Below are 11,641 nucleotides of genomic sequence, written 5' to 3' on the forward strand. Positions count from 1 at the left end.
CCTTCCGTCAGTGCCCGAAGGTGAACCAGTTGAGGCTGACGAACGGGGCGGGCTGGCCGCTGGTGAACGTCAGGTACACGTCGTGCTTGCCGGCGACCCCGGCGATGTTGGCCGGTACGGTCTTCCAGCTCTGCCACCCGCCGGTGCCGGCGATGGCGAAGCTACCGATCGGCGCGGCCGTGGCGTGGTCGAGGCGGACCTCGACGAGCCCGCTGACCCCGCCCGTGGCGCCGCTGGCGACCCGTCCGGTGAACTGCCGGGCCGCGGTGGCGCCGAAGTCGACGTTCCGGTAGAGCGCCCACTGTCCGTTCTTCGCCTTGGCGAGGTTCTGCCCGCCGCCCGCGTCCGCGGACGGCTCGGTGGCCAGCCCGGTGAGTGTGTCGGCCGTCTCCGCCTCGATCCGCCCGTAGGCGTCCCGCTTCCCGGAGTTCGGCGGGGTGGTCGGAGTGGTGGGTGGCGTGCCGCCGCCGCGGGAAAGGACGTGCACGTAGTCGACGACCATCGGGACGCCGGGTTGGGTCGCCGCGGTCGGCCCGCCGCCGAACGCGTCGGGGAACCCACCGCCCATCGCGACGTTGAGGATCACGAAGAAGCCGTGGTCGGTGGCGTTCTTCCAGGTCGTAGCGTCGACCTGGTCCTGGCGCACGGTGTGGTAGGTGACGTTGTCGACGGAGAAGCGCAGCTGGTTGGGACTGACGCCGCGGTCCCATTCGAGCGCGTAGGTGTGGAAACCGGCCTGGCAGGCGGTGTCCGGGCACGCCCGCTGGCCGCCGATGCCGGTGGTCTCGTTGCACGGCCCGCCCGGCGAGGTTCCACAGTGGACGGTGGACCACACGTTGTTGAGGCCCTGGACGTTCTCCATGATGTCGAGCTCGCCGATTCCCGGCCAGTTCCACCAGTTCCCGCGGAACGGCGCGCCGAGCGCCCAGAACGCGGGCCAGTAGCCCTTCGCAGCCTCGCCGGTCACGTTCGGCATCTGGATCCGCGATTCGACGCGCAGGGTGCCGTTCGCGGGCGGCTGGAAGTCGGTGCGGACCGTCTCGATCCGGCCGGAGGTCCACTGCCCGCCCGCGTCGCGCTGCGGGGTGATCCTGAGGTGTCCGGAACCGTCCAGCGCGACGTTGCGCGTGCTGTCGGTCATCGTCTCGATCTCGCCGGTGCCGAAGCGCGCGGGGCCACCGGGATAGCTGGTTCCGGTGGTGTACTGCCATTTCGCCGGGTCGACCCTGCTGCCCGCGCCGCCGTCGAAGTCGTCGGCGAAGACCTGCGTCCAGCCCGCCGCCGGTGCCTGCGGGGTGGCCTGTGCCCGCATCGTCACCGGGAGCGTGACCAGCGCGGCCGCCGCCAGCGCGCCGGTGACCAGGACTCCGGTTGTCAGGACTCCATTTGTCAAGAAAGGGCGCCGTCTGCCCGGCCGGGCGTGGGCGGTGCTCGTGCGGGGCATCGGGGACCTCCTTGCCGGGCGTGCTCCAGGACGAGGTTTGTTGTGGTTCACAACAAACCTCGGGCCTCTATGAGAACGCGGCGACCGGCCGGTGTCAGTCCGCCGTTCGGAGGAACTTGGCCGTCGCGCGGCGAACGGTTCGCGAGAAGGTCTGGACCACGGCCCGGCCGGTGGGCGGGCCGGGGGAGTGGCAGACTGCCGGGCGTGAGCGGAACGGTCCTCGTCCTTGGCGGACGCAGTGAAATCGGCCTCGCCGTGGCGCGGCGGCTGGTGTCCGGCGGCGCGCGGCGCGTCGTGCTGGCCGCGCGGCGCAGCGCCGAACTGACGGCGGAAAGCGCGCTGCTGCGCGAGGCGGGCGCCGAGGTGGTGGACCGCGTCGAGTTCGACGCCGACGACCTCGCCGGGCACGGTGCCCTCCTCGCGAAGGTGGCGGCCGCGCACGGCCCGCTCGACGTCGTCGTGCTCGCCTTCGGCATCCTCGGTGACCAGGCGCGGGCGGAGGCCGACGCGGCGCACGCCGCGGCCATCGTGCACACCGACTACGTCGCGCAGGTCGGCGTGCTCACCCACGCGGCGAACCTGCTGCGGGAGCAGCGGGACGGCACCCTCGTGGTGTTCTCCTCGGTCGCCGGGGTGCGGGTGCGGCGGGCCAACTACGTCTACGGCTCGGCGAAGGCCGGGCTCGACGGCTTCGCGAGCGGGCTCGGTGACGCGCTGCACGGCAGCGGCGCGCGGCTGCTGCTGGTGCGGCCCGGTTTCGTGATCGGCAGGATGACCGAGGGCATGGCACCCGCGCCGTTCTCCAGTACCCCGGACCAGGTCGCCGACGCGACCGTCGCCGCGCTTCGCCGCGGACGTGCCACGGTCTGGGTGCCCGGGATTCTCCGGCCGGTGTTCGCGGTCATGCGGCTTGTGCCGCGGGCGATCTGGCGGCGCCTGCCGCGCTGATCGGGGTGAGTCCCGGGCGCGGTGTGCCGTGCCGGCTACGCGGCGTTGTGTGATATTGGGCCGGGCGGGCGGTCCACACGGGTTTGCGACAGGTTTCTCAGGTTCTTCCCAGCTAACGCGGTGATCCTCGATGTCGGGGTCAGGAATCCGCGCCAGGGAAGGCAAGGGGAGTTCGTCGTGCTGCTCACGTCTCGGGGCCGTCGTGTCGGCGGCCGCGTCGCGCTGGGAGTGGTGTCGACACTCGTCCTCGGCGCCACCGGTTACGCGTGGTCACAACTGCACCGGCTCGACGCGTCGCTGGTGACCGCGGATGTCATCTCCTCGTCCGGAAAGGTGCCGAGCGAGCAGCTCGGCACGCCCCTGCGGACCGCGCAGAACATCCTGCTGGTCGGGCTGGACTCGCGCACCGACGCGAACGGTGAGCCGCTGCCGCAGCACGTGCTCGACGCGTTGCACGCCGGCGACACCAGCGATGGCGGGGACACCACCGACACCATGATCGTGGTGCACATCCCGGCGGGCGGTGCGGCCGCGACGGCGATCTCGATCCCGCGTGACTCCTATGTGGACCTCGCGGGCGGGCTGGGCAAGCACAAGATCAACTCGGCCTACAGCAGGGCCAAGGCCGCCAAGAAGTCGGAGCTGAGCGCGCAGGGGCTGTCCGGTGCGCGGCTGGAGGTCCAGGCCAACGAGGCCGGTGCCAAGAGCACGATCCAGACCGTCGAACAGTTCACCGGGCTCACCATCAACCACTACGCCGCGGTGAACCTCGCCGGGTTCTACGCGCTGAGCAACGCCGTCGGCGGGGTGCAGGTCTGCCTGAACGCGCCGGTGCACGAGAGTCACTCCGGCGCGGACTTCGCGGCCGGGCCGCAGACCCTGTCCGGCGCCCAGGCGCTCGCCTTCGTCCGGCAGCGGTACGACCTGCCCAACGGCGACCTCGACCGGATCGCGCGGCAGCAGGCCTTCCTGTCCAGCATGGCCAAGAACGTCCTCGGCGCGGGAACGCTGACCAGCCCGGCGAAACTGGACGCGTTGATGTCGGCCGTCCAGGGAGCCGTCGTGCTCGACCAGGGCTGGGACGTGCTGAGCTTCGCCCAGCAACTGCGCGGGCTCAGCTCGGGCTCGATCGGCTTCGTCACCGTCCCGGTGGAGAGCCTTTCGCTGGCCACCCCGTACGACGGCGACGCCGTGCGGGTCGATCCGGCCCGGGTGCGCGACTTCGTGCGGACCGTGCTGGCCACCCCGTCGGTCACCGCGTCCTCGGACACCCCGGGCCAGGGCGGCGTCCGGCCGGTGGCGAACACCGGCACACCCAGCGCCCCCGCCACGCCCGGCACCTCGCCCGAACCGCCGACCCTTTCCTCGCCGCGGGTCGGCTCCGCGGCGGGCTGTGTGAACTGAGGCGCCGGGCGGGGCCGCGTCCGTCCGTGTGAGCGGGAACGGAAGCCGAACCTGCCCAAAGGTCACTGGATCGGCGATTTCCGCGTCACGCGGGTTTAGGCTCGCGGCCGACCACCGCAGGAGCCACCAGGAGGGCGGAGGCCAGTGAAGATGCTCCCCGAGGGGGACGGCGCGCTCGTGATCCGCACCGACTTCACCCATCCGCGGGCGTGGGAAGAGCTGTCCGACCTGCTTCGCGGACTGACTTCCGAAGGGCTGCTCACCGAGGTGCGGGTAGTGGACGATTCCCGCTACGAGGGCATGACGACCCAGCAGCTGCTCACGCTCGTCCCGGACGGTGGCGAGTACGCCTACCTGGCCGTGGCGGACGGGCTCACCACCGCGTCGGCGGAGAAACGCCCGCAGGACCGCAGTGTGCTCATCGTCGATCTGGACGACGAGGAAGAGCCGGGAAGCACGTTCCGCGCCCTGGTCTCGGAACTCGCGTCGATCGACGCCAATCTCTCGCTGGCGAATCTGGATTTCGCCGAGTACGCCGACGCGGTCGGCGAGGATGGCGTGTATCGGGGCTTCGAGGTCGTCGAACACTCGTGACCGGCGCCCGCGCGTCCGCCGCGGAAATGGTTTGCCGGTTCTTCGCGGTCCCGGCCACCATGCGTTATGACGCCTCTCGCCCGCCACTATGCCACTGAAACCGAGCACGACCGCCTGACCCGGACACCGCACGGCAGGCTGGAGTTCCTTCGCACCCAGGAACTCCTCCGGCGATTTCTCACCACTCCGGCGAAAATCCTCGACGTGGGCGGCGGGACCGGCGTGCATGCCGGCTGGCTCGCCCGCGACGGGCACACGGTGCACCTGGTCGACGTGGTTCCCGCACACGTCGACGCCGCGGCGGCGTTGCCGGGTGTCACCGCCGAGGTGGGCGACGCCCGCCGACTGCCCGCCGCCGACGACAGCGTGGATGTCGTCCTGGTGATGGGCCCGCTCTACCACCTCGTCGACCCGGCCGACCGCGCGCGGGCACTGGCGGAGGCGCGGCGGGTACTCCGGCCGGGCGGCGTCCTCGCCGCGGCGGCGATCAGCCGCTATCTCTCCACTGTGGAGACAGGCACCACCGGCGCACTCACCGAAAACCTGCTGCCCTCGGTCGAAACGGTCGTGGCGACGGGCGAGTACGACGGGCACGTCGGATTCGTGCCGACCCACTGGCACACGGCCGACGAACTCCGGGCCGAGATCCGGCAGGCCGGGCTGGTGGATGTCGAGATCTACGGTGTGGAAGGACCGGCATGGCCCGCGCTCGACGTCGCCGGCGCGCACGAGTTCGCCGCTCGCGCCGAAGCGGCCCTGCGCTGTGCCCGCCTGGTGGAGCGGGACCCATTGCTGATCAACGCCAGCGCACATTTCCTGGCGGTCGCACGCTCGCCGGAACGCCCGGTAGTTGATCGTGCGGGGTGATGGAGGAGGTTTCTTCTGGGGCTGCGTAAGGGATCCACGTAGTCGGGCGGGACAAAGGTGGGCAGTCCGTCTTCGGCGATGTGGACTGTCCATGGTGAACTGTGCAGTAGTCGATGATGGGCAGTACAGAGCAACACGAGATTCCGGAGCACTGTCAGTCCGCCGTGTGCCCAGGCGATCGGGTGGTGGGCGTCGCAGTGTCTCGGTTTTCGGTGGCAGCCGGGGAAAGCGCAGCCGCCGTCTCGGATGATCAGTGCTTTGCGTAGTGCCGGGGTGACGAGTCGTTTGGTTCTGCCGAGGTCGAGTGGTTCGCCTTTCGATCCGAGCACCGCGGGGATGATCTGGCAGTCGCAGGCGAGCATGCGTGTCTCAGTGGCGGTCAGTTCGCTGACCATGTCCAGGCAGGCGGTGCCGAGCTTGGTCTTGAGGTCGTTCAGGCTGACGGTGACCACCATCTGGGCGCGGTCGCCGCCGGGCACGTCCGGCACGTTGGCCAGCATCGCGATGGCCTCACCGAACGCTTCCCCGTACCGCTGGGACGTGGTCCGTAGGTCCGGCCACTTGTCTTCCCCTGCAGGCCGAGGAGTTGCCAGCGGGTCGAGGATCGTGCTCAGCCGGGTCCCGGTGATCGGGTCGAGCTGGCCGTCAATGTCGAACCAGCCGTCCTTGCGTTGCCGCATCCGCAGTTCCGGCTTCCGCTCGGCTGGGTCCGGGTCCTTCGGTTCCTTTCCGTCCTGGTCCATGCGGGCCAGGATCTCGTCGGCGGCCTTGTCGACCTCTTGTGGTGTCGCCTGGCGCGCCAGCTCCACCAGAATCTTCTCCGCACTCGTTCTGTCCTCTTCGGACACACCCGCTGGAATCTTCTTCAGGAACAACAAGATCCGGCTGGTGTGGTGTGGTCCGATCTCTCCGGCGAGTGCGGCTGCTCCGGTCGCTGGCGCGGCGGCGGGTGTTTCGGTACCGTCGACGTGACGACCAGGATTCAGCCCACGCGCATGATCAAGGCACTTTTTGGCTTCACCGCGCGACATTCGCCCCATGTGTGCGAACCACGCCGCGGTGGATCCGTAGCCGTACAGCTCGGACACCCCGCGAGAATCGACCTCCATCAGTAGCTGGCCGAGTTCCGCGTCCAGACGCCACAAGGCTTCCAGCCGCGTACGCACCTCATCGGCGAGTTCGCGACCGGACAACCGCCACAGCGGTGGCGGTTCCTGGGTGGACAGGTTCCTGGACACGCCTCCATCCTACCGCAGGCACTCGCACAGATGTTCGACACGATCGAGTGAAATTAGGGTCGGTAAGACCTGGCTCGGCTGATCGTGACCGCGGCCCCTGGCCGTTGGTTTTCCTTCTGACGGAAGAAAGTTTCGTGCCAAGGTCGCAACGATCGAGTGCATGGCCGCGGGCGCGTGACGGTGGCCGCGGTCGAGTTCGACCGTAGTTCGAGTATCGGGCCACGAGGCCGATCCTGGTGGGTTCCGGCGGCGTGCGCGGCCGATGCCTGGTCGAGGGGTCAGCCGGCCTCGATGCCGGGCGGATATCCCTGATCCGCGCGCCACATGTCCGGGCGCCTGCCCGCGAACTCGTGCACATAGCCACACGAATCGCAGATGAGCGTGAGTGCCGACTGGTTCGCCCAGCCCAGGCCGAGGAACTGTGCCGGGTCGCGATAGCTGTCACCGGGCGAGCCGCTGACCACGCTGTGCCTGCCGTCTTGGTCGCGACAGTTCTCACTCGCTGGTCACGCTAGTTGTCACCCGGGTCGGCTGCCTGGTCTGTTGCCCGGCTTGTCGCGTGGTGTCAAACACTGCTGTATTCCGGGCTGGTTCGGCGTGGGACGTCGCCGGCGTTCAGGGGAAGAGCTGGTTGAGGTGGTAGTTCACGATTTCGGTTGCCGCGTCGACAGTTCGCTGGCCGACCAGGACGCTGGTGCCGAGACCGTGACTGAGGCTGATCAACCGTGCCGCTTCGATGGTGACATCGAGTCCGGGGGCGAGTTTCCCGTCGGCTTGGGCGCGTTTGAGGGCGTCGGCGAGTTGGCGGTCGAGGTCGTCGATGCCGAGGGTGAACGGTTCGGTGGCGAGGTCGGGGTCGGTCATGGCCAGTGCGGCGTAGGAGGTGCCGACGAGGTGGAAGACGCGGCTTTGGTCGTCGGTGGGCAGCGCTTCGGCCAGGAACGCTTCGAGGAACGCCCGCGGTGGCACGGGGTCGGGCAGTTCGGCGAGGCGGTCGGCCCAGCGTTGGCGGCTGCGGGTTTCGAGGTGGCGTAGAGCACCGAGCATGAGCTGGGCTTTGGTGTCGAAGTAGTACTGCACCAGGCGCAGGGACACGCCGGCCTCCTCTGCGACGGCGCGCATGGTGACCGCGTGCAGGCCGTCGCGGGCGGCGACGCGGACGAGTGCGTCGGCGAGCTGCGCGCGGCGTTCGGCGTGATCGACGGTTCGCGGCACGATGTGGTCCTTTCCGGAGAGCAACGACGTATTATGATACAGCTGTATATGGTACGTGTGTATCACGAAGTCGGGAGGCGTCGATCGATGAGCCGGCGGGGTGTATCCGTCGCGCCGCATGTACGAGACAGCGCGGCGTCGCGGGTCGTGGTGGCTGTGGTGTGTGCGGCGCAGTTCATGCTGGTGTTGGACATCTCGGTGGTGAACGTCGCGCTGCCCTCGATTCAGCGGACGCTGGGGTTCGACGCGGCGGGGCTGCAGTGGGTGGTCAACGCCTACGCGCTGGTCTTCGCCGGGCTGCTGCTGCTCGGTGGGCGGCTGGCGGACCTGGTCGGCCGTAAGCGGGTGTTCGTCGCCGGGCTGGTGGTGTTCACCGCGGCGAGCCTGGTCGGCGGTCTGGCGAACTCGGCAGGACTGCTGATCGCGGCCCGCGCGGGGCAGGGGCTCGGTGCGGCGGTGCTGGCTCCGGCGACGCTGACGATCCTGACCACGACCTTCCCCGAAGGCGCCGGGCGCACGCGGGCGCTCGCCACGTGGACCGCGGTTGGTGTCGCGGGTGGGACGGCGGGGAATCTGCTCGGCGGTGTGCTGACCGAGTTCCTGTCGTGGCGGTCGACGTTGTTGATCAATGTGCCGATCGGAGTGCTCGCGATCGTGTTGGCCGCCCGGTTGGTAAGCCGCGACCGCGGCGAGACCCGGCGGCGGACTGTCGATGTTCCCGGCGCGGTGCTGGCCACGATCGGGTTGGTGGCGCTGGCCTACGGGATCGCCCAGGTGAGTGGCCGTGGCTGGGCTGCTCCGTCCACTGCGGCCGGTCTCGTCGTCAGCGTGGTCGCGCTGGGGTTGTTCGTTCTGGTCGAGGCGCGGTTCGCAGTCACTCCGCTGATTCCGTTGCGGTTGTTCCGGATCCGGGCGATCTCCGGCGGGAATGTCGTGATGCTGCTGGCGGGCGCGTGCCTGAATCCGATGTGGTACTTCCTCACCCTGTCCATGCAGAACGTGCTGCGCTACTCGCCGTTGCAGACCGGGTTCGCGTTCCTCCCGCACACCGTGGTGACCATCCTCGTCGGGGCGCGTCTCACCCCGTGGCTGATGCGCTATGTCGACGGGCGGGTGCTGGTCGCGACGGGTGCACTGATCGGCGCGGCCGGGTTCGTCTGGCAGAGCCGCCTGTCTCCCGAGAGTGGCTATCTCGCCGGGATTCTCGGCCCCGCCATCGTGTTCTCGATCGGCGGCGGGCTGCTCAACACCCCGATCACGACCGCGGTCACCTCCGGAGTCGGCACGTCCGATGCCGGTGCGGCTTCAGGACTGATGAACACCACCAAGCAGGTCGGCGGAGCGCTCGGTCTCGCCGTGCTGGTCACGGTCACCGCGTCCCCCGCTCCAGAGGCCCTTGCGGATGGCTACGGGCACGCGTTCCTGATCGTTGCCGCGCTCATGGCGCTTGTCGGCCCGCTCGCGTTCCTGTTGCCCGCACAACGCGACGAGCAGGACCAGTAGCCGTCGCGCCGAGTGCGTTACGGTGGCGGCAGTCGCGGGAAGGGAACGGGTGGCGTGCAGGAATCCAGGCACCGGTGGTGCGTCGCTCGATCCGATGGAGCGACGCGCGCGGTTCCATGGAGGAATGGACGAGCTTGAGCAGCTCGGCCGTCCCGCCGAGCATGGCATCGATCGACCGCGCTGTGGTCACACACCTGCGCATGGCCCGAACTCGTGACCGGTCACCCGATACCCATGTGTCTCCGCGAGGAACTCACGCGACCGGACGGCTGGGCACGGCGGTGGACGACGACTTGCCGGTACACCGGCGCGGAGATCACGTCCCCGGCGCGGGATCTGGCCCCCAGCCGATCACAGGCCGCGTGCCGGTGCGGACCTTCTCGTGGCATCCCCGGCAACGGCACCGCGCTGGGCTGCATTTCCTCGCCGGCACTGGGCGCCACCACGGATACGAGTCACTGGCCGAGGCCCGGCTGCTGACCGTGCTCGACTTCGCCGGCGAAGTCAACACCGTGCTCTCCCAGCCCCTGCAGTTGCGGTTCACCGCCGCCGACGGGAGGTCAGCCGAATGCGGTAACCAGGAGCGGGATGCGGCGCAGGTCGCTCAAAGTGCACGTGAGTCCTGCCAAGGCGCAAACGGCGCGCATGAGAACGGCATCGTCGTGCTTACCAGGTTCGGCATCGTCCTCGGGCCCGAAGATGCCCGCCGCGTCAAATGCTGCGCGCAGGTCGGCGGGCATGCCGGGGAGATCCGCTTCGAGATCGTCGTGGATGTCGATCCAAGCGAGCTGTTCGGAGTTGACGACGTAAGTGAGACTGGCATCGGCGTGTATGGAGAACATGCTTGTCGCCGCTGATCGACCGTTGGCGGAGAGCGACGGCGTGTTCTCGTGGTCGGTGGCCATGGAGTCGTCGTAGACGAACGTCCACTTACTGATGCGTCCCGCCAACAAGGCGGCCCCCGATTCGATACCAAGAGCCGCAGCGGGCAGGGACGTCCACCTGTCTGGCTTTCTGTCAGGTAACTTACAGGGCTGGAACAACCGTGGTTTGGCACCCAGCGTTTCCAGCGCTTCTGCCGGCTCGAGGCCATTCACGACGTGCAGGGTATGGTTCGGGTCTTCGTCGCTGGTCAACTCGGTGATCCAGATTGGATCTCCCCTGGAGTCAAGCGTGTGCGGGGGAAAACCAGGCGTTGGCATGGTTGCTGACCTCGGCATAGAAGGTAGTGGCACGCAACGCGGCCCGTAGCTCTGTTCCTCTGCCACATGACGATGCCCACCGTAGCCCGTCTCTCCACGCCGTTTCGCCACGTCCGGCGAAAACTGCCCTAACGGCCAAGACAGGCTGCTGGAATGACGTAATAACGCCAGAACTCAAAACGTAATGAACGACAAAATGACATGAGACAGCCCGTCGTAAGATAAACGGTCGCGAAGTCTCGCTATAAATTACATCTTCCCTGGTCAACGCCCCCTCTCCGGCAAGATCTCATGAGAAGGGACAGGGTCGGACCTGGATATCGAGTTGCCGCTGGTCTCGCTCTGCGTTGTTGAGGTCGTCGAGTAGCCGCTGTGCCCGCGACGCGCCCTTGCTGCTGGTGCAGCTCAAGTGCTTCGCGCCAGACCGTGCCGGCCTGATGACGATCAGCTGCTCACACAGGTAGCAGGAATCAGGCGGCTCCAACTGTCACCTGGGCGCGGCCGAAGTCCGAGGCTTCCGTGGTGAGGTGCTGGTTCGGGCGGTCAGGTGCGACCGCCTGAACCGGGGTCGTGGTTGTTCAGGCGCAGCAGCCTTCAGGCTGGCTGGCCTTGTCGGTTTCGCCGGTGGCGGGGTCGGGCTGGCAGCAGGTGGCCGGCGTGGCGAGTGCGCCGCTGTCGGTGCCGTAGGCCGGGGAGTCGGCTTTGACGGTGTAGACCTCCCAGGGTTCCTGGCCGGGGCCGTGTATCCAGACCTTGTCCTGCACGGCGTAGCAGCAGGTGGTGTTGTCCTCCGTCAGCGTTTCGAGCCCTTCGCCGGTGAGTCGCCGGGTGGCGGTGTCGACCTGCTCGGTGGACTCGACCTCGACGCCGAGGTGGTCCATGACGGTGGCTTGGCCGGGCTCACCTTCCAGGAGCACGAGCTTCAGCGGTGGTTCGGCGATGGCGAAGTTCGCGTAGCCGGGGCGGCGTTTCGCGGGTTCGGTGTCGAACAGCTTGGTGTAGAAGGCGATCGAGCCTTCCAGGTCGCCGACACGCAGTGCGAGCTGGACTCGGGACATCCCATCCTCCTTGGATAGATGTTTGTCGAAACAGGATGCGGCTTAGATTGCCGTCTATGTAGATGTCTGTCAACATAGAGGGATGTCGAAGCAACTGCCGATCATCGCGATGGACGCCTGCTGCTCCCCGCTGGCCCGGGAACCGTTGTCCGAGGAGCAGTCGGTGGA

The 11,641-nt window shown here is 68.3% G+C and carries 10 protein-coding genes and 2 pseudogenes; 6 read left to right on the forward strand and 6 right to left on the reverse strand.

From position 1 onward, the window contains the following. Positions 1-7 precede the first annotated feature (7 nt). Complete coding sequence (locus ABD987_RS41980) at positions 8-1,393, reverse strand: carbohydrate-binding protein (protein ID WP_345408122.1); 1,386 nt, start codon at positions 1,391-1,393, stop codon at positions 8-10. 255 nt (positions 1,394-1,648) lie between these two features. Between ABD987_RS41980 and dprE2 the strand changes: the two genes are divergently transcribed. The 4 genes and pseudogenes from dprE2 to ABD987_RS42000 form a co-directional block, all read left to right on the forward strand. Then, positions 1,649-2,392 carry a decaprenylphospho-beta-D-erythro-pentofuranosid-2-ulose 2-reductase gene (gene dprE2, locus ABD987_RS41985; protein ID WP_345408124.1) on the forward strand — a complete coding sequence of 248 codons (744 nt, stop codon included), beginning with the start codon at positions 1,649-1,651 and terminating at the stop codon, positions 2,390-2,392. Positions 2,393-2,569: 177 nt separating this feature from the next. Continuing rightward, positions 2,570-3,796 (forward strand): LCP family protein, encoded by a 1,227-nt coding sequence (locus ABD987_RS41990; protein WP_345408126.1) that lies wholly within the window; start codon positions 2,570-2,572, stop codon positions 3,794-3,796. A 150-nt stretch (positions 3,797-3,946) separates the two neighbouring features. Further along, positions 3,947-4,390 carry a DUF6924 domain-containing protein gene (locus tag ABD987_RS41995; protein WP_378214255.1) on the forward strand — a complete coding sequence of 148 codons (444 nt, stop codon included), beginning with the start codon at positions 3,947-3,949 and terminating at the stop codon, positions 4,388-4,390. Between the two features lie 66 nt (positions 4,391-4,456). Next, positions 4,457-5,053 (forward strand): annotated as a pseudogene (locus tag ABD987_RS42000) (class I SAM-dependent methyltransferase); the annotation flags it as partial. Between the two features lie 14 nt (positions 5,054-5,067). Here the strand turns inward: ABD987_RS42000 and ABD987_RS42005 are convergent. The 3 genes from ABD987_RS42005 to ABD987_RS42015 form a co-directional block, all read right to left on the reverse strand. After that, positions 5,068-6,495, reverse strand: a complete 1,428-nt coding sequence (locus tag ABD987_RS42005; protein WP_378214249.1) for an HNH endonuclease signature motif containing protein — start codon at positions 6,493-6,495, stop codon at positions 5,068-5,070. A gap of 278 nt (positions 6,496-6,773) precedes the next feature. Further along, on the reverse strand, positions 6,774-6,959 hold the full coding sequence (locus tag ABD987_RS42010; protein WP_345408132.1) for a hypothetical protein: 186 nt from the start codon (positions 6,957-6,959) through the stop codon (positions 6,774-6,776). Between the two features lie 151 nt (positions 6,960-7,110). Continuing rightward, a complete protein-coding gene (locus tag ABD987_RS42015; protein WP_345408134.1) occupies positions 7,111-7,710 on the reverse strand; it encodes a TetR/AcrR family transcriptional regulator in 600 nt (199 codons plus the stop codon). Positions 7,711-7,797: 87 nt separating this feature from the next. On the opposite strand from ABD987_RS42015, the gene ABD987_RS42020 reads away from it, so the two are divergent. Further along, entirely contained in the window at positions 7,798-9,213 is a 1,416-nt protein-coding gene (locus ABD987_RS42020) for an MFS transporter (protein WP_345408136.1), read from the forward strand. A gap of 560 nt (positions 9,214-9,773) precedes the next feature. On the opposite strand, the gene ABD987_RS42025 is transcribed toward ABD987_RS42020, so the two are convergent. Together ABD987_RS42025 and ABD987_RS42030 are read right to left on the reverse strand one after the other, a co-directional pair. Continuing rightward, entirely contained in the window at positions 9,774-10,349 is a 576-nt protein-coding gene (locus ABD987_RS42025) for a hypothetical protein (RefSeq protein ID WP_345408138.1), read from the reverse strand. A gap of 644 nt (positions 10,350-10,993) precedes the next feature. After that, entirely contained in the window at positions 10,994-11,473 is a 480-nt protein-coding gene (locus ABD987_RS42030; RefSeq protein WP_345408140.1) for an ArsI/CadI family heavy metal resistance metalloenzyme, read from the reverse strand. Between the two features lie 82 nt (positions 11,474-11,555). Here ABD987_RS42030 and ABD987_RS42035 point away from each other — a divergent pair. Further along, positions 11,556-11,641 (forward strand): annotated as a pseudogene (locus ABD987_RS42035) (transcriptional regulator); the annotation flags it as partial.

The organism is Amycolatopsis samaneae, from assembly GCF_039541975.1.
GTDB classification, from domain to species: Bacteria; Actinomycetota; Actinomycetes; order Mycobacteriales; family Pseudonocardiaceae; genus Amycolatopsis; species Amycolatopsis samaneae.